At 50.2% G+C, this 18,307-nt stretch carries 19 protein-coding genes; 12 read left to right on the top strand and 7 right to left on the bottom strand.

What is annotated here, in order from left to right; translation table 11 throughout:
• Positions 1-53: 53 nt before the first annotated feature.
• Complete coding sequence (frr, locus tag EL216_RS06395) at positions 54-611, bottom strand: ribosome recycling factor (protein WP_085390064.1); 558 nt, start codon at positions 609-611, stop codon at positions 54-56.
• Between the two features lie 318 nt (positions 612-929).
• On the opposite strand from frr, the gene EL216_RS06400 reads away from it, so the two are divergent.
• Positions 930-1,211, top strand: a complete 282-nt coding sequence (locus EL216_RS06400) for a hypothetical protein (protein ID WP_126300847.1) — start codon at positions 930-932, stop codon at positions 1,209-1,211.
• Between the two features lie 292 nt (positions 1,212-1,503).
• Here the strand turns inward: EL216_RS06400 and pyrH are convergent, their stop codons facing one another.
• The 4 genes from pyrH to EL216_RS06420 form a co-directional block, all read right to left on the bottom strand.
• Entirely contained in the window at positions 1,504-2,223 is a 720-nt protein-coding gene (gene pyrH / locus EL216_RS06405; protein ID WP_085390062.1) for a UMP kinase, read from the bottom strand.
• A 274-nt stretch (positions 2,224-2,497) separates the two neighbouring features.
• Entirely contained in the window at positions 2,498-3,352 is an 855-nt protein-coding gene (tsf, locus tag EL216_RS06410; protein WP_085390061.1) for a translation elongation factor Ts, read from the bottom strand.
• Positions 3,353-3,491: 139 nt separating this feature from the next.
• Positions 3,492-4,217, bottom strand: a complete 726-nt coding sequence (gene rpsB / locus EL216_RS06415) for a 30S ribosomal protein S2 (RefSeq protein WP_085390060.1) — start codon at positions 4,215-4,217, stop codon at positions 3,492-3,494.
• 251 nt (positions 4,218-4,468) lie between these two features.
• Complete coding sequence (locus EL216_RS06420; RefSeq protein ID WP_085390059.1) at positions 4,469-4,678, bottom strand: hypothetical protein; 210 nt, start codon at positions 4,676-4,678, stop codon at positions 4,469-4,471.
• 133 nt (positions 4,679-4,811) lie between these two features.
• Between EL216_RS06420 and EL216_RS06425 the strand changes: the two genes are divergently transcribed.
• Together EL216_RS06425 and waaA are read left to right on the top strand one after the other, a co-directional pair.
• The gene (locus EL216_RS06425) at positions 4,812-5,357 is read left to right on the top strand and encodes a gamma carbonic anhydrase family protein (protein WP_085390058.1); all 546 of its coding nucleotides are present in this window, start codon (positions 4,812-4,814) and stop codon (positions 5,355-5,357) included.
• 150 nt (positions 5,358-5,507) lie between these two features.
• Complete coding sequence (gene waaA / locus EL216_RS06430; RefSeq protein ID WP_085390057.1) at positions 5,508-6,764, top strand: lipid IV(A) 3-deoxy-D-manno-octulosonic acid transferase; 1,257 nt, start codon at positions 5,508-5,510, stop codon at positions 6,762-6,764.
• A 68-nt stretch (positions 6,765-6,832) separates the two neighbouring features.
• Here the strand turns inward: waaA and EL216_RS06435 are convergent, their stop codons facing one another.
• Positions 6,833-7,036: a glycine zipper 2TM domain-containing protein gene (locus EL216_RS06435; protein WP_085390056.1), complete on the bottom strand. Its 204-nt coding sequence runs from the start codon at positions 7,034-7,036 to the stop codon at positions 6,833-6,835.
• Positions 7,037-7,161: 125 nt separating this feature from the next.
• Here EL216_RS06435 and EL216_RS06440 point away from each other — a divergent pair, with 125 nt between their 5' ends.
• From EL216_RS06440 to EL216_RS06475, 8 genes are all read left to right on the top strand, one after another.
• Positions 7,162-7,608, top strand: a complete 447-nt coding sequence (locus EL216_RS06440; RefSeq protein ID WP_085390055.1) for a CopD family copper resistance protein — start codon at positions 7,162-7,164, stop codon at positions 7,606-7,608.
• Positions 7,609-7,732: 124 nt separating this feature from the next.
• Positions 7,733-8,716 (top strand): TerC family protein, encoded by a 984-nt coding sequence (locus tag EL216_RS06445; RefSeq protein WP_085390054.1) that lies wholly within the window; start codon positions 7,733-7,735, stop codon positions 8,714-8,716.
• A gap of 75 nt (positions 8,717-8,791) precedes the next feature.
• On the top strand, positions 8,792-9,091 hold the full coding sequence (locus EL216_RS06450) for a DUF2818 family protein (protein WP_085390053.1): 300 nt from the start codon (positions 8,792-8,794) through the stop codon (positions 9,089-9,091).
• Positions 9,092-9,115: 24 nt separating this feature from the next.
• Positions 9,116-10,240 carry a glutamate 5-kinase gene (gene proB / locus EL216_RS06455; RefSeq protein ID WP_085390052.1) on the top strand — a complete coding sequence of 375 codons (1,125 nt, stop codon included), beginning with the start codon at positions 9,116-9,118 and terminating at the stop codon, positions 10,238-10,240.
• A 150-nt stretch (positions 10,241-10,390) separates the two neighbouring features.
• Positions 10,391-11,092 carry a phosphate regulon transcriptional regulator PhoB gene (phoB, locus tag EL216_RS06460; RefSeq protein ID WP_331852346.1) on the top strand — a complete coding sequence of 234 codons (702 nt, stop codon included), beginning with the start codon at positions 10,391-10,393 and terminating at the stop codon, positions 11,090-11,092.
• Between the two features lie 2 nt (positions 11,093-11,094).
• On the top strand, positions 11,095-12,426 hold the full coding sequence (phoR, locus tag EL216_RS06465) for a phosphate regulon sensor histidine kinase PhoR (RefSeq protein ID WP_085390051.1): 1,332 nt from the start codon (positions 11,095-11,097) through the stop codon (positions 12,424-12,426).
• Between the two features lie 181 nt (positions 12,427-12,607).
• Entirely contained in the window at positions 12,608-13,036 is a 429-nt protein-coding gene (locus EL216_RS06470) for a hypothetical protein (protein ID WP_085390050.1), read from the top strand.
• A 178-nt stretch (positions 13,037-13,214) separates the two neighbouring features.
• Positions 13,215-14,558, top strand: coding sequence for a sodium-dependent transporter (locus tag EL216_RS06475; RefSeq protein WP_085390049.1), 1,344 nt, complete (start codon positions 13,215-13,217; stop codon positions 14,556-14,558).
• Positions 14,559-14,907: 349 nt separating this feature from the next.
• On the opposite strand, the gene metE is transcribed toward EL216_RS06475, so the two are convergent.
• On the bottom strand, positions 14,908-17,184 hold the full coding sequence (gene metE, locus EL216_RS06480; protein WP_085390048.1) for a 5-methyltetrahydropteroyltriglutamate--homocysteine S-methyltransferase: 2,277 nt from the start codon (positions 17,182-17,184) through the stop codon (positions 14,908-14,910).
• A 389-nt stretch (positions 17,185-17,573) separates the two neighbouring features.
• On the opposite strand from metE, the gene EL216_RS06485 reads away from it, so the two are divergent.
• Positions 17,574-18,257: a 2,3-diphosphoglycerate-dependent phosphoglycerate mutase gene (locus EL216_RS06485; RefSeq protein WP_085390047.1), complete on the top strand. Its 684-nt coding sequence runs from the start codon at positions 17,574-17,576 to the stop codon at positions 18,255-18,257.
• Positions 18,258-18,307 lie beyond the last annotated feature (50 nt).

The following is an 18,307-nucleotide window of genomic DNA, read 5'->3' on the forward strand; positions in this document are numbered from 1 at the left end:
ACGAACCTGCATTATCGCCGCCTGCTGTTTTCAGACGGCCTGCTTTCGGATATTTAAATCGCCATCAAATCTTCTTCTTTAGTTGCCAGCATCTTATCGACTTCGCCGATATATTTGTCGGTCAACTTTTGAATTTGTTCTTCGCCGCGGCGTGCGTCATCTTCAGAAATTTCTTTGTCTTTCAACAAACGTTTGAAATCATTATTGGCATCACGGCGCACATTACGGATGGCCACGCGGCCTTCTTCGGCTTCACCCCGTACAACTTTAATCAAGTCCTTACGGCGTTCTTCAGTCAACATCGGCATTGGTACACGGATTAAGTCGCCCATTGAGGCGGGATTCAACCCCAGATTGGAATCACGGATGGCCTTTTCGATAGCAGAAGCCATATTGCTTTCATAGGGCTTCACGCCAATGGTGCGGGCATCAATCAGGGTAACGTTGGCTACCTGACTTACCGGCACAGGGCTGCCGTAATATTCCACTTCCACTTGATCCAGCAAGCCGGTGTGGGCACGGCCGGTGCGGACTTTAGCCAGATTTTCACGTAATACTTCAAGTGAACGCTGCATTTTGCTTTCGGCAGTTTTTTGAATGTCGCTAATCATTATTGAACCTTGAAAATAATTAAAATCAAACAGATAGGGTTATACGCCGTCTGAAATCCTGTTTTTCAGACGGCCTGAACTTTGCTAAACGGTACATGGTACCGTGCTTAAGGTTTCCCGACAAGCCGCATACTCCGAGTATTCGGGTTCAAGAAGCTGATTTATTTGTTTTATAAAAACTAAACATAATCGCATATTCAACAACGGCAACCCTCAAATTTGCTCCTTATATCTCATATGATTTGCATTCGTCATAAATATTTGTTATAAACTGAAATCTTTTGTTTGTTTTGTATATTTTTTTGTTAAGGGGAAAACTTGTTTACATTAGCTTTGATATATGTTGCGGCAATCATCATGTGTGCAATCAGCGCACATTGGTTGGCAAGAAAAATCATTCACAGTAATTCACACACCATCCGCACCATATTAACTATGTTTTTATTCTTTATTTTCAGTGCCTTTTTTCGTGCAGGAGCAACACCGGTACTTGAAAAAATCCTGCATTCTTCTCCGAAAAATTCGCTATTGGAAATATCGGTTTTCCAGATATTCGATACTGCGCCGCTGTCGGAGTTTCCTGATTTTACGGATGATTAACGGTCGCTTTTGAATCTTTATTTGATTACGCTCTTTACACAGCAACTATATTTTCACTTCTTAATAGTAGATAAACCAAATTATTCCACAATATTTTTCTATAAAAATTATTTGACTTACCCGTCATATTGGCACGATGAACAACCATCAAATTAAAATATCAAGTCTCATCAGTATATAGGCTGTTTCATCATTAAAATTCAATTTTTATCTACTTCATACAAAATAATACAAAAGAGGCCGTCTGAAAATTTTCAGACGGCCTTCTTGATTGAATCGAATGATTTGAAAATCAACAATGCACCAATGTGCCTTCGTCTTCCCCCGCAATTACACGTTTTAATGCACCGTTTTTTGCGATACCAAACACCACAATATTCAGTTTTTGTTCGCGACATAAGGCAAATGCAGTGGCATCCATGACGCGCAGGTTTTTATTAATAGCCTCGTCAAAAGTGATGGTTTGGTAACGTGTAGCCGACGGATCTTTTTTAGGGTCGGCAGTATACACGCCGTCTACATTGGTGGCCTTCAGCATGATGTCGCAGTTCATTTCCGCACCGCGCAACGAAGCGGCCGTATCGGTGGTAAAGAACGGGTTGCCGGTACCTGCCGCAAAAATCACAACTTTCCCCTCTTCCAAATATTGGATGGCTTTCGGGCGGGCATAAGTTTCAGCAATCTGCTGCATACTCAAAGCAGACTGCACACGCGCCTTGAGGCCTAATGATTCGAAAGCATCTTTCAAAGCCAATGCGTTCATCACGGTTGCCATCATCCCCATATAGTCTGCAGTGGCACGATCCATACCTTGGGCTTGGGTGGCAACACCGCGGAAGATATTGCCGCCGCCAATCACCACGGCCACCTGCACGCCCATGTCCACGACTTCTTTTACCTGCCCGACAATCTGCATAATGGTGTCGCGGTTGATACCGAAAGCGTCTTTACCCATCAGGGCTTCTCCGGAAAGTTTTAATAAAACGCGTTTGTATTTGGTTTGCTGTGTCATGGGATACCTTGCTTTCTTCAGGTTGCGGGGAGGCCGTCTGAAACCGTTTCAGACGGCCTATCATGTTTCGGGGAACGGATACTGCACTGATTGTAGTGCGTTTTTCAGGGCTTTTCAAAGCGCTAGGTCAAATCTCGGGCGGTTTGTTTTCCGCCCGTTGCCAACGTTGCGGCCTGCGGTTTTTTTGCTATAAACGGCAGGCCGTCTGAAAAATGCCCTCAAAAAAAAGCACCCCGATTCGATAAGAATCTGAGTGCTTTGTTTTTCATAAGCTTTATACTTTCGCAGCGGCAGCTACTTCGGCAGCGTAGTCTACAACGGCTTTTTCGATACCGTCGCCTACTTTGTAACGTACGAAGCTGATAACTTCCGCGCCGTTTTCTTTCAGGAATTGGGCTACGGTTTGGTCAGGGTTCATCACGAATGCTTGGCCGTTGAGGGTAACTTCAGCCAAGAATTTTTTGATGCGGCCTTCAACCATTTTTTCGGCGATTTCGGCAGGTTTGCCTGATTCGATGGCTTGTTGGGTGTAAATGCGGCGTTCTTTTTCAACGGTTTCCGCATCTACTTCAGCCTCAGACACGCATTGGGGTTTGGCGGCAACGATGTGCATACCTACTTTGCGGGCAACATCTTCGGCACCTTTGAATTCAACCAATACGCCTTCGGTAGCCAAAGCACCGTGGATGTAGGCAGTCAGGCTGTTGGCGGTTTCGATCACTTGGAAACGGCGTACAGACATGTTTTCGCCCAGTTTGGCGATGATGGCTTTGCGCTCTTCTTCAACCAGCTCGCTCAACTCTTCCACAGTAGCCGGTTTTTTGGCAACGGCGGTTTTGGCAACAAAGTTGGCAAATTCTACAAAGCCGGCATCTTTTGCTACGAAGTCGGTTTCGCAGTTTACTTCAACCAAAGCGCCTACGTTACCTTCGATAGCGTAAGCCAATACGCCTTCGGCAGCGGTACGACCGGCCAGTTTACCGGCCTTGGCACCTGATTTGATGCGCAGGATTTCTTCGGCTTTTTCGATGTTGCCTTCAGCTTCAACCAGTGCTTTTTTGCACTCCATCATACCCAGACCGGTAGCGGCACGCAGATCGGCAACCATTTTTGCAGTAATTTCTGCCATTTTGAATCTCCTAGAAATTGGGGCAAGCACGGTTTGTGGTGCTTGTGAATCTTGGTGAGGCCGTCTGAAAAGGTATTTCACATATTTTCAGACGGCCTGTTTCGAGAAAAGGGGCATGAAGCCCCCTTTTTGAAAAGCCTTATTCGGCAGCGGCTTGGGCAGCAGCTACGGTTTCTTGGATGGCTTGGTTTTTGCCTTCCAATACGGCATCGGCCATGCCGCGGCAGTACAGACGGATGGCTTTTGCCGAGTCGTCGTTGCCGGGGATAACGTATTTCACGCCGTCGGGGCTGTTGTTGGTATCCACTACGGCAATCACGGGAATGCCCAGTTTTTCAGCTTCAACCAAAGTACCTTTTTGGTAGCCGGTGTCGATCACGAAAATCGCGTCGGGCAAGCCTTTCATGTTTTTGATGCCACCCAATGAACGCTCCAGTTTTTCAACTTCGCGTTGCATTTCCAAGATTTCTTTTTTGCTGTAACCGCTCTCGGCAGCATTTTCCAAAACCGCAGCTTTTTCTTCCAAACGTTTGATAGATTGTTTAACGGTTTTGTAGTTGGTCAGCATGCCGCCCAACCAGCGGTGGTCAACGAAAGGCATACCGGCACGGGTAGCTTCTTCGCGGATGATTTCGCGGGCTTGGCGTTTGGTACCTACAAACAATACGGTACCTTTGTTTGCAACCAGACGGCGTACGGCTTCTTGCGCTTCTTGGAACAGCGGCAGGGTTTTTTCCAGGTTTACGATATGGATTTTGTTGCGCGCGCCGAAAATGTATTGCTCCATTTTCGGGTTCCAGTAACGGGTTTGGTGGCCGAAGTGAACGCCTGCTTCCAGCATCTGGCGCATAGTAATTTGAGACATAAAATTTCCTTAAAAGGGTTAAAGCATACACTTTGTCGCATAGAACTCACCTTATATACAGTAAGCACCCTTTCGCGCAAAGTGCGGGCGTTTGAGTAAAAATAAAAATGCTTCCGCAAAAACGGAAACCGAGGAATTATATAGGATAAGGAAGCGGTTTGAAAAGTATTTGTATCATATGGCTGCGATTAAATTCTTACACACGCAGGTTTTGACTGCGCGGAAGAATGCGGCAGAAAAACCAAGCATGGCTACTGTCGGTTGAACCTGTTTTCAGCCTGTTGTTTTTCACTGAGTTTCATCATTTTGTTACGCCGCCGTGTTTTTACCACCCAGAAGGTAAACAGGCTCGGCAGTACAGACCAAAACAGCAAGTAAATCAGCGCCCGCTCTATACTCGGTTGTACGGCGGCAAATAAAACGGTAACAAACAAATAACCTATGGCGATGATGTGCCACATACGAATCATTCCTTAATAAATAATTTAAAACTGTTTTTTCAGACGGCCTGTTCCGGCTTTTCCGCCGGTGCGAAATCCGCTTACAATGCGTGAGGCCATCTGAAAACAATCCGCCGCCCAAAGGAGCATAAAAATGAATATCCGCCCTTATCTCGACCATTTCCCTGCAATTCATGAAAGCTGCCTGATCGACCCGGCTGCAGTCATTATCGGCGATGTTTCGCTGGGCGAACATGTGTCGGTATGGCCTTTCGCTGTTATCCGCGGCGACGTTAACCGCATTTCCATCGGCAACCGCAGCAATGTGCAGGATTTGAGCATGCTGCACGTTTCGCATAAAAACGATGCCAAACCCGACGGCTCACCTTTGATTATCGGTGAGGATGTTACCATCGGCCACAAGGTTATGCTGCACGGCTGCACCGTCGGCAACCGTGTGCTGGTAGGCATGGGCACGATTATTCTGGACGACGCGGTTATCGAAGATGATGTGATGATCGGTGCGGGCAGTTTGGTACCGCCGCGCAAACGTCTGGAAAGCGGTTATCTATATGTCGGCTCACCAGTTCAAAAAGTGCGTGCGCTCACCGAAGCCGAAAAAAGCTCGCTGCTGTATTCCGCCGCGCATTATATGCGGGTGTTGGCCAATTACAAAAAAACGGCGCAGCAAGCAGGCTAACCATCGCCGTATCTGCAATCAACAGGCCGTCTGAAAAAATCTTTTCAGACGGCCTTTTTTGATGTCAGACGTGAAATCCTGAACTTTATGGAATGATTCGGTTTATTTGCTATACAATAACCGCCATTCCGTTTCGGTAAGAACAACCTTATGAATGTACGTTGGTTTTATACCGCCTTATGGCGAGCCGCACCGTATTTTATCCGCCGCTATCTGCGCCGGCGAGGAGAGAAAGCCTCGGCTTATTTGGAACATTGGGGCGAACGCTTCGGCGAACCTTATCCCAATCCCGTTCAAAACCCCATCTGGATACATGCCGTATCGGTGGGTGAAACCCGTGCCGCCCAGCCTTTAGTGCGGGAGTTGCGGAAACATTTTCCCGATACGCCCTTATTGCTGACGCAAATGACACCGACCGGCCGAGCCGCTGCGGAAAAGCTGTTCCCCGATGCGCAATGCCGTTATCTGCCTTACGACAAACCTGAATTCATACGGCAATTTCTAAGCGAACACCGGCCGCACTTCGGTGTGCTGATGGAAACCGAAATCTGGCCAAACCTGATGCACGAATGCTCCGAAGCCGGTGTGCCGCTGTTTCTGGCAAATGCGCGTTTGTCGGAAAAATCTCAAAACGGCTATCTGAGAATACGTTCGCTGGTCGAGCCTGCCATGCAGACCTTGCGCGGCTGTTATGCGCAGACCGCCGCCGATGCCGAGCGTTTGCATTTGATCGGCGCATCCAATGTGCATGTGTGCGGCAACAGCAAATACGATATTTCTCCGACCGCCGATATGCGCGAATGTGCGGCGGCATTCCGCCGGCGAATCGGCAACCGCCCTGTGGTGGTGTGCGCTAGCACCCGCGAATATAAAGGCGTTGACGAAGCGGAACTGCTGCTCAAAGCATGGCAGGGTTATCACGGCGATGCTTTGCTGGTGATTGTGCCCCGCCACCCTGAGCGTTTTCAGACGGCCTTCGGCACCGCTACCGGCATGGGCTTTAAAACCCAGAAACGCAGCGACAATACCGAAGTGGCCGCCGATACGCAGGTATGGATAGGCGACAGTATGGGCGAGCTGTTCGGTTATTATCTGGCGGCCGATGTAGCGTTTGTGGGCGGCAGTTTGGTGGATACGGGTTGCCAGAACATTATCGAACCGGTGGCCTGTGCGGTTCCGGTTTTGTTCGGCCCGTCCACTTATAATTTTGCTGCCGCCTGCAAAGGGGCATTGGAAGCGGGAGCAGCGAAACAGGTGTTTAGTGCGCAGGAATGGCTGTATGCGGTAACGCATTGGCTGGCCCACCCCGAAGAGCGGGCGCAATATGCGGGGCGTGCCGAAGCGTTTGTGGGCCGGCACCGCGGTGCCAGCAAAAAAATGGCGGAGATTATGGCAGAAGCTGTCTGAAAACGGCTGATGAGAAAAGGCCGTCTGAAATTGTTTTCAGATAGCCTTCTGTATACTGCTTACCACAATTAGCGGACTTGGCTGCCGATAACACCGCCCAAAGCCGCACCACCCAAAGTGGAACCTGTATCGCCGCCAATCAGGTTGCCGGCCACCCCGCCGATAACGGCACCGGCAGCAGTATTGCGCTGAGTACGGTTCAGGCTTTCGCAAGCGGTAAGGGAAGCGGCAATAGCCATCAAAGCAACTATTTTAACTACTACTGATTTCATAAAATATCCTCCGGATAGAGTAGTTGGGTAAAATCCGTAAACAGTATGGCATAGACGGCAGATAATGGTATATTACCTGACGTAAATCCTGTTAAAACTGCGAAAAGATTGTGAAAGCATAAAATATGTCCGTTTACGCTGTTGCCCACATCATACACTTGTTCTGTGCCATCGCTTTTGTCGGGGGTGTATTCTTTGAAACGCTGATACTGTCCGTGCTGCACACCAAACAGGTGTCGCGCGAGGCGCGACGGGAAACGGAAAAAGCCATTTCCCGCCGTGCGGTAAAAGTGATGCCGTGGGTGGTCTTCGCGCTTTTTCTTTCCGGATTCGCAATGTCGCACCGATATGCCGCCGCTTTTGCCCGACCGTTCACCTCTTCTTTCAACCTTCAGTTATGTTTGAAAGTGCTGCTGGCTTTCGGCGTGCTGGTGCATTTTGTGATTGCCGTGACCAAAATGCGGCGCGGCACGCTCACGGTGGCTTGGTCGAAATACATCCATACGGCAGTGCTGATGCACATGATATTGATTGTGCTGCTGGCAAAAACGATGTTTTATGTAAGCTGGTAGGCATGCTTACCGCAAAGGCCGTCTGAAACATAATACGCTGTTTCAGACGGCCTTTCAGCGGGATATGCTAAAATATACGTTTTAATATTTACTCTCTGGAATTTCTGCTGAGGAAACACACACTATGGTAGAGCAACACCCTTCCGTCGGATCGCCGTTATTTTATGCGGTCTTTTTTATTGCGATATTGATCATGATTGCTATCGATATGTTGTCGCTGAAAAAAACCGGCGCACATAAAGTCAGCGTAAAAGAAGCGTTGGCATGGTCATGTGTTTGGGTGGCCGTATCGTGCATTTTTGCAGGATGGCTGTATTTCGAGCTAGCAGGCAATCCGCTCTACGGGCACATGGTTGCGAAAGAAAAAGTAATGGAATTCTTTACCGGCTATGTGCTGGAAAAATCATTGGCTGTCGATAACATCTTCGTGTTTTTAATGATTTTTTCTTATTTCAAAGTGCAGCCGCAATACCAGCACCGCGTGTTGCTCTACGGGGTGTTCGGCGCGATTGTATTGCGGATAATCATGATTTTCATCGGCGCGGTATTGGTCAGCAAGTTTGAGGCGGTGCTTTATGTGTTCGGCGCATTCTTGCTCTACACCGGTATCAAGATGATTAAATCGGGCGGCGAAGACGAACATAAAGATTTATCGCAAAACAAACTGCTCAACTGGGTGAAAGGCCATATTCCGGTAAGCAAAGATTTTCACGGCGAAAATTTCTTTACCGTCGAAAACGGCCGCCGCATCGCCACACCCATGCTGCTGGTGCTGATTATGATTGAGATGAGCGATGTGATTTTTGCGGTGGACAGCATTCCGGCCATTTTCGCGGTAACTACCGACCCGTTTATCGTACTGACTTCCAACATCTTCGCCATCCTCGGCTTGCGTGCCATGTATTTCCTGCTGGCCGATATTGCCGACCGCTTCGTATTCCTGAAATTCGGCTTGGCATTTGTGCTGAGTTTCATCGGTATCAAAATGCTGATTATGCACTGGGTACACATTCCCGTCGGAGCATCGCTGGCGGTGGTGTTCGGCGCGCTGGGTGTGTCGATTCTGATTTCGCTGATGTATAACCGCCGCAAGGCAAACGGAAATTAATCTTCAGACGGCCTGTCGGGTGCGGGCATCACCCTCCCGATACGGCAGGCCGTCTGAAAAAGAAGGTATCTCTCCATGACTGCATCCATGTATGTCTTATTGCTGTTGGCACTTATTTTTGCCAATGCCCCGTTTCTTACCCCGCGTCTGCTCGGCGTATTCCAATTGCGCAGCAAACATTTCGGCCATCATTTGCTCGAACTGTTCACCGGTTTCGGCATCATCGCCGCACTTGCCCGCCTGCTTGAATCCCGTGCAGGCAGCATACACCCTCAGGATTGGGAATTTTACGCAACCGTTGCCTGCCTGTATCTGATCTTCGCTTTCCCCGCCTTTGTCTGGCGTTATTTCTGGCACGGCAAACATCAGCAGTGAGGCTGCCTGAAACGGAACACCATCATGCACATTGAAAATCTATCCCAAGCCCATTTATTGGTGGTTAAAGTCGGTTCCAGTCTCGTTACCGCCGAGGGAAAAGGCATTGACCAAGCCGCCCTTGACAACTGGGCGGCGCAAATTGCCAAACTCAAGGCCGACGGCACACAGATTATTTTCGTATCCAGCGGTGCGATTGCCGAAGGCATCAAACGGCTCGGCTGGCCGAAACGCCCGACCGCTCTCAACGAACTGCAGGCTGCTGCCGCAGTCGGGCAGATGGGCATCGCGCAAGCGTATGAAAACGCGTTCGCACCGCACCATATCCACACCGCCCAAATCCTGCTCACCCATGAAGATTTAAGCAACCGCACCCGCTACCTCAACGCCCGCAGCACGCTGAGAACCCTGCTGGACAAAGGCATCGTGCCCATCATCAACGAAAATGACACCGTAACCACCGACGAAATCAAACTGGGCGACAACGACACGCTCGGCGCACTCGTTACCAATCTGGTCGAAGCCGACGCATTGGTAATCCTGACCGACCAAAAAGGGCTGTACGACAGCGACCCGCGTAAAAACCCGCAAGCCGAATTGATTTCCACCATTGCCGCCGAGCATCCCGAGCTGGAAAACATGGCCGGCGGTGCAGGAAGCAGCGTCGGCACCGGCGGCATGTACACCAAAGTGCTGGCGGCCAAACGCGCGGCCTTGAGCGGTGCGGCTACGGTAGTGGCCAGTGGGCGCGAACCCGACGTACTGGTGCGTTTGAAACAGGGTGAGAGCATCGGCACGCTGTTTACCAGCGAACACAGCCGCATCAGTGCCCGCAAGCAATGGCTGCTCGGCCACGTGCAATTGAGCGGCAGGCTGATTGTCGACAAAGGTGCCGAACGCGCCGTTGCCGAAAAACACGCCAGCCTGCTGCCAGTAGGTTGTGTGCGGGTAGAGGGCCACTTTTACCGCGGCGAACTGGTGGCCGTACTCAACACTGAAGGCAAAGAAATCGCCCGCGGCTTGGTAAATTACGGCAGCGGCGATACGGCCAAGATTCTGGGCGAACCGTCCGACCAAATTGCAAACAGGCTCGGTTACGCGGCAGAAGATGAATTAATTCACCGCGACAATATGGCACTACACTGGTAGTGGTATTGTAGATAATCTTGATGGGGCCGTCTGAAGAAATATTTTTAAGACGGCCTCATACCGACAAGGCCGCCATAATCATTACTTTTAACCAGACAACCCTTAATCCCCGCACCAAAACAACATAATATCACCAAAGGAGAAACAAACATGGTGAAAGCCAACGTGCTGGTAATAGAGGATGAAGAATCCATCCAGATGCTGATCCGCTTCACGCTCGAACAGGCCGGATTTGACGTATGGTTGGCAGCCAGTGCAGAAGAAGCTATGCCGATGTTGACCGAAACCTTACCCGATATGGTTTTATTGGATTGGATGCTGCCCGGTATTTCCGGCGTACAATTCACCAAGCAGCTTCGCCAAGACCCGCGCAGTAAAGATCTGCCGATTATCCTGCTCACCGCCCGTTGTGAAGATGCCGATAAAGAACGGGGGCTTAACCTGGGAGCCGACGACTACCTCACCAAACCTTTTTCCCCACGCGAGCTGATTGCCCGCATCAATGCTTTACTGCGCCGATGTGCCCCACAAAAAACCAGCAACCCCATTTCAATAGAAGGATTGTCACTCGACCCTGCCGAACGGCGTGTATATGCCGATGGGCAATCCGTCAATTTCGGCCCTGCAGAATTCAAACTGCTGCACTTCTTCATGACCCATCCCGAACGTGTATACAGCCGCCGACAACTGTTGGATTTAGTGTGGGGCGACCACGTATTTGTTGAAGAGCGCACGGTAGACGTACATATCCGCCGTTTGCGCCGCGCTTTAGAACCGACAGGTTTTGACTGTTTCATCCAAACCGTGCGCGGCAGCGGATACCGCTTTTCAAACCAACCGGAGGCCGTCTGAACATGGGGTTTGTATGGCACCATATCGCCGGTGCACTATTCGGGCTGACCGCAGTGGCACTTATCGGCTATGCTGCGAACGAAACCAACGGCTTGCTACTGGCTTCATGCTGCTGGCTGGGAGGGTGGTTGGTTTATCAGTTTTACTATATTTTCAAGTTGGTGCACTGGCTATCTGCTGCAAAACCTAATGCCTCCCCTCAAACATACGGCATGTGGCGGCATGTTTTCAACACTCTCGGGCGGCAAGCCCAAAACCGTAACGACCGCGAACAAAAACTGAATTCTTCCCTGCAACGCTTCAACCGCGCCGTCGAAGCCATGCCCAACGGCGTGCTGATACTCGACAACCAAGGGCGCATCAGTTGGATGAACCCGCTGGCGGTACAACACCTCAACCTCAGTCCCCATTCCGACTGGAACAGCCTGTTAAAAAACCGCGTGCACATTCCCGCCCTGCTGAATTTTCTCGACAGCCCGCCCGCAACCGCCCCCGAAATCAAAATCACTCTGCCCAAAAGCGGCGGTATAGGTACGCGCACGCTACTGGTAGCGCAAGCGGTATTCGACGGAAACGAAAAACTGCTGATTACCCGCGACATCAGCGAGGCCGAGCAACTCAACGCCACACGCACCACATTTATAGCCAATGTATCGCACGAACTGCGCACCCCGCTAACCGTGCTTAACGGTTTTCTTGAAACCATGGCAGATATGCCCGACCTGCCGCGCGATCAGGCACAGCAATTTATCGGCTTAATGCAGAAAGAAGGTCGCCGCATGCAAATACTGCTCACAGACCTACTGACATTGTCCCGTTTGGAATCAGGCGTAAAAGCAGAAGTTTCTCCGGTAAACCTGTCTGCATTGGCGGCTTCCTTAACCGACGATGCGGATAATCTGTCGGCAGGCAAACACTCCATTCATACCGAAATAGAAGCCGGTTTGTGGATAAAAGGCGCACCGAACGATTTATATACTGCTTTAAGCAATCTGGTGTTCAATGCCGTACGCTACACACCGGAAGGCGGTACCATTACCATACGCCTGCATCTCGTGCCGTCCGGCAATCCGCTGATTAAACCGAGAATCCGTTTTGCCGTACACGACAACGGCCCAGGCATCGCCGCCGAACACCTGCCCCATCTGACCGAACGTTTTTATCGGGTGGACAAAGGCCGCTCCCGCCGTAACGGAGGAACAGGGCTGGGATTATCGATTGCGAAACACGTTCTCGCCGCCCACGGCAGTGTTTTACAGATTTGGAGCGAAGTGGGTAAAGGCAGCGAGTTTTCCGCCGAGTTCAGACAAACCGCCCCACCGGAAGCCGCATAAATTTCCCCGACAGCATGAACAGGCAGTCGTCCGAATCGGTCATAACCAATGAACGGCCTGCCGTTTGCCAAACCGATATACTTGGCGGCGAGGCCGTCTGAACGTCAGCCGCAATATCTTTTCAGACGGCCTCACAACAACCGCACCATCCCTGATTTATTTGATTTACCGAGGACTTTTCATGATTTCGCTCACTACATTGGTCATTGCCGGCATCTTCGTACTGGCTCTGTTTCTGGTCAGCATTTTCGCTCCCAATCCGATTACTTGGATCATGACTTTGGCGTTCGGTGCAGTATTTTTCTTCATTCTGCTGCCCAAATACCAAGGTGAACAACAAGCGGTGCGGCAGGGGGTGAAAATTCAGGCTGCAGTGCAGGAAGTGCGCTCGTGGAGCCGTAAAACCGGTGACGGCAACTACATCGACCAGTATGAAATCATCGCCGTCGCCCCCAACCCCGAAAACGGCAAAATCCAACAGTTCGTCAGCCCGCCGATGAGCCAGAACCCCCAACCTTATCTGGGCGACAGCATCAAGGTAACGGTAGATTGGTCCAACCCCAAAGCCTATGTGATGGATTTATCGTTCCTGCCGTTTAAAGTTAATTGAACGCAGCCGTAAGAAGAGGCCGTCTGAAAATACCTTTCAGACGGCCTCTTCCCGCTCTCTGTTTTTTGCAACAAATTCACCGTTTTAAATAAGCACGCCGGCACTGAAAATGCTACAATTTGCAACTTTGGCCCATATTCGACACCACTTGCGGGCTTTCTAAATTAATCGAAAAAATATGTCTAAATCAACACATTGGTCGTCTAAAATCGGCTTCATTCTGTCGGCTGCCGGTTCAGCCATCGGACTCGGTGCCATCTGGAAATTCCCCTATACGGCGGGAACCAACGGCGGTGCGGTATTTTTCCTGCTATTTCTTCTGTTTACAATATTAATCGGCCTGCCGATTTTACTGGCCGAATTTTATATTGGACGAAAATCAGGCAAAAATGCCATCGATGCGTTTAAAACACTTGCTCCGGGTACTCCGTGGCATTGGGTGGGGCGTATGGGCGTGCTGGCTTGTTTTATATTGCTGTCGTTTTACAGTGTTGTCGGCGGCTGGGTGCTGGCCTATGTGGTGCATGCTTTTCAAGGGGCCGTATCGGCGCAAACCGATTTTGAAGCATTGTTCAACCAAACCATCAGCAGCCCCGCCTCCGCTATCGGCTATCAAGCTTTGTTTATGCTGCTTACCGTAGCCGTGGTGCAAGGCGGGATTGCACAAGGGATTGAAAAAGCCAGCCGCTGGCTGATGCCGGCTTTGTTTGTGATGTTCCTGCTGTTGGCCGTCCGTTCACTTACCCTGCCCGGTGCTATGGAAGGTGTGGCCTTCCTCCTGCAACCCGATTTTAGTGCCGTTACCACTTCTTCGGTGTTGACTGCTTTGGGTCAAGCTTTTTTCGCACTCAGTTTGGGAGTGTCTGCCATGATTACCTACGCTGCTTATTTAGAAAAAGAGCAGGATCTGTTCCGCTCTGCCAACAGCGTGATGTGGCTCAATATGTTGGTATCGCTGCTGGCAGGTTTGGTGATTTTCCCTGCCGTATTCGCATTCGGTTTCAAACCGGGCGCGGGGCCGGGGCTGATTTTTATCGTGCTGCCTGCCGTATTTCAAAATATTCCGTTCGGAAACGTATTGTTCGCCGTATTTATGCTGCTGGTTTCATTTGCCACCCTTACTTCGGCATTCGCCATGCTTGAAACCGTGCTGGCCGCCACTATACACAACCATGAAAGTCGACGCCGCAAAGCCGCTTGGCCTTTAGGGGCGGCCATTTTGGTGGTAGGCATTCCTTCCGCCCTGTCGTTCGGCATTATGGCGGAAACCAAAATCTTCGGTAAAACCGTTTTCGACTTGTGGGATTATCTGATTACCTCGTGGATTATGCCGGTAGGTGCTCTATTCATCGCAATATTTGCCGGCTGGATGCAAAAACGGGAAAACGTTTTGGCACACATGCGGCAGGGAACCTCCGTACCGCAAAAACTGACTGCCGCATGGTATTTTGCGTTGCGCTATCTCGCGCCGATAGCGATTTTGCTGGTATTTGCCAATACCTTGGGTTGGATAACGGTTTGACGGGAAACTGCGGGGTTCAAGCCGGTTTCGTTCCCGAATCATGATAACGAGGCCGTCTGAAAATGGTTTTCAGACGGCCTCCGTTCCATCCAAATACCCTCCGACCTAAATAACTTTCCTGTTTTAACCCATATCTGTTTCTGGTACGTTCGTCTTATCTTTGCACGAGAAACCCTGTTTAATCAAGCATTTCCTAAAACTATTTCACCTACAATCTATCTTGTGAAGCTTTCAGTTAAAGTAAATGCTGCCATCAAAAGCACATTATTTTCAAACATTCAATCCATTAAAAAAGGCCGTCTGAAAACTTTTTCAGACGGCCTCACTTCTCTATTTCACAGACTCGGCTTTATTTTGCGGCTAACTCGCCACGCAGTTTTTTAGTTACTTCCATCATCACTTCAAGCTGCTCGATGGTTTCTTTCCAGCCGCGGGTTTTCAGGCCGCAGTCGGGGTTAACCCACAAGCGCTCGACCGGCACCACTTCCATGGCTTTGCGCAGCAGTTTTTCCACTTCGGCGGCAGTCGGCACGCGCGGGCTGTGGATGTCGTACACGCCGGGGCCGATGTCGTTCGGGTATTTGAAGTCGCCGAACGCGGTGAGCAATTCCATGTCGGAACGTGATGTTTCGATGGTAATTACGTCGGCATCCATAGAGGCGATGGCTGGCAGGATGTCGTTAAACTCGGAATAGCACATGTGGGTATGGATTTGGGTGCTGTCTTCCGCGCCGGTGCTGCTCAAACGGAAGGCTTCGCACGCCCAAGCCAAAAATTCGTCCCATTGGGCTTTTTTCAGCGGCATGGCTTCGCGGATGGCCGGTTCGTCGATCTGAATCACTTTGATGCCGGCTTTTTCCAAGTCCAACACTTCGTCGTTCAAGGCCAAGGCGATTTGTTTGGCCACTTCGCTCAACGGAATGTCGTCGCGCACGAACGACCATTTGTACATGGTTACGGGGCCGGTGAGCATGCCTTTCATCGGGCGTTTGGTCAGGGTTTGCGCGTAGGCAGACCAGTAAACGGTCATCGGTTCGGGGCGCGATACGTCGCCGAAGATGATGGGCGGTTTTACGCAGCGCGAGCCGTAGCTCTGCACCCAGCCGAATTGGGTGAAGCAGTAGCCGGCCAGTTGTTCGCCGAAGTATTCCACCATGTCGTTACGCTCGGCTTCGCCGTGTACGGGTACGTCGAGTTCCAGTTTTTCCTGCACTTCCACGCAGTAGGCGATTTCTTTTTTCATCGCGGCATCGTAATCGGCAGCGGAGAGTTCGCCTTTTTTGAAGGCGGCTCGCGCTTGGCGGATTTCAGTGGTTTGCGGGAACGAGCCGATGGTGGTGGTGGGCAATACGGGCAGGTTCATCCAAGCTTGTTGCGCTTTGATGCGCTCGGCAAACGGTGATTTGCGTTGGTCGGCACCTTCGGGCAGGTTGGCCACGCGGGCTTTAACGGCATCGTTGTGGATTTTTTTGTTGGTGGCGCGGTCGGCTGCGGCGGCATCGGAAGCGGCAATGGCTTCTTTTACGCTGTCTTTGCCGTGTGCCAATGCTTGTTTCACTACGCCCAGTTCAACCAGTTTTTGGGCGGCGAAAGCCATCCAGTTTTTGATTTCGGCATCGAGTTTTTCTTCTACGGCCAAGTCTTGCGGGCTGTGCAGCAGCGAGCAGCTCGGTGCGATCCACAGGTTGTTGCCCAGTTTTTCTTGAACCGGTTTCAGGGTGTCGATCACTTTGCTCAAGTTGGCGCGCCATACGTTGCGGCCGTCAATCAGGCCGACCGACAATACTTTGTTTTCCGGCCATGCGTCGACAAACACGGAGAGCTGTTCGGGTGCGCGCACGCAGTCGATGTGTACGCCGTGAACAGGCAGGGCTTTGAGCAGGTTGAGGTGTTCGGCGGCAGAGGCAAAGTAGGTGCCGATGATGATGCGCACGCCGGTGTTGGCAAATTCTTTGTAAGCGGTTTCAACGGCTTTGATCCAGTTGGCATCGGCGTCGGCAGAGAGAATCGGCTCGTCGATCTGAATCCAATCTACGCCTTCGGCGGCCAGTTCGCGCAGCAGTTGTGCGTAAGCGGGCAGCAGCTTGGGCAGCAGGCTGATGCGTTTGAAGTTGTCGTCTTTGGCTTTGCCCAACCACAGCAGGGTAACGGGGCCGACCAGCGTGGGCTTGATGTCGTGGCCTTGTGCTTTGGCTTCTTTGATTTGGGCAATCAGGTTTTTGGCGTTGACTTTAAATTCGGTGTCGGCGTGCCATTCGGGTACGATGTAGTGGTAGTTGGTGTCGAACCACTTGGTCATTTCCATCGCAAACTGGGTGGCGTTACCGCGCGCCAGTTGGAAGTATTCGGGCAGGCTCAGATTGGCCGCGTCGAAACCGAAACGTTTGGGGATTGCGCCCAAAGTGCAGAGCAAGTCTAAAACGTGGTCGTAAAAAGAAAAATCGCCCACGGGCAGCAAATCGGCGCCGGCGGCTTTTTGGGTGGCCCAGTTCAGACGGCGGATTTCGGCGGCAATTTCTTGCAGCTCGGCTTCGCTTTTCGCACCTTTCCAAAAGGCTTCTACGGCAAATTTCAGCTCGCGCTTCGCACCGATGCGCGGGTAGCCGGATAGATGAAATGTGTTCATAACTTCTCCTGTTTAACGGATATCAATCAGATATTAATTGGATGGTTACATCTTGAATGCTTTTATTGCATGACGCAAACGATAAATTTGAACGGTTTGTATGAATAATTTTAATAAATATATTTTCAGACACCCTGCCATTACGAATGATAAATCAAGGCCACTAAACGTAATAACAACTTTTTTGTTATATGGCTATATCGTTTTCTCCTTTTCTATTTGTGCTATTTTTAAGTAGTGGCTTTAATTTTACCAAGAACTCCCAATTGTTAAAAATCAGATGGCCTTAGAAACTTAATATGGCTCAAGTCTATCTTTGCAACATACAACGGTGCACATGAAATATGTTATAAAGACGGTTTTCAAAACCTTTATTTTGGAGAGACACGATGGAATTAGTATTTATCCGCCACGGGCAAAGCGAATGGAATGCCAAAAATCTCTTTACCGGTTGGCGGGACGTTAAACTGAGCGAGCAAGGTTTGGCCGAAGCAGCTGCTGCGGGCAAAAAACTGAAAGAAAAAGGCTATCAGTTTGACATTGCATTTACTTCGGTTTTAACCCGTGCCATCAAAACCTGCAATATCGTGCTGGAAGAATCTGATCAGTTATGGGTGCCGCAGATCAAAACTTGGCGTTTGAACGAGCGCCATTACGGCCAACTCCAAGGTTTGGATAAAAAACAAACTGCTGAAAAATACGGTGATGAACAAGTACATATCTGGCGACGCAGTTACGATACCCTGCCTCCTCTTCTTGATCCGAACGACGAATTTTCCGCCCGCAACGATCGCCGCTATGCCAACTTGCCGGATGATGTTGTACCGGATGGTGAAAACCTGAAAGTAACCCTTGAACGCGTATTGCCTTTCTGGGAAGATCAAATCGCTCCCGCCATTTTGAGTGGTAAACGTGTATTGATAGCTGCCCACGGCAATAGCCTGCGTGCATTGGTAAAACATATCGAAGGTATTTCCGATGAAGATATTATGGGCGTGGAAATTCCAACCGGCCAGCCGCTGGTATACAAATTAGACGAGCATTTGAAAGTGGTTGAAAAGTTCTATTTATAATTCCCGGCCGGCCTGATCTATCAAAAGGCCGTCTGAAAAAAACCTGCAAT

The sequence above is a fragment of the Neisseria animaloris genome, from assembly GCF_900637855.1.
Classification (GTDB): domain Bacteria; phylum Pseudomonadota; class Gammaproteobacteria; order Burkholderiales; family Neisseriaceae; genus Neisseria; species Neisseria animaloris.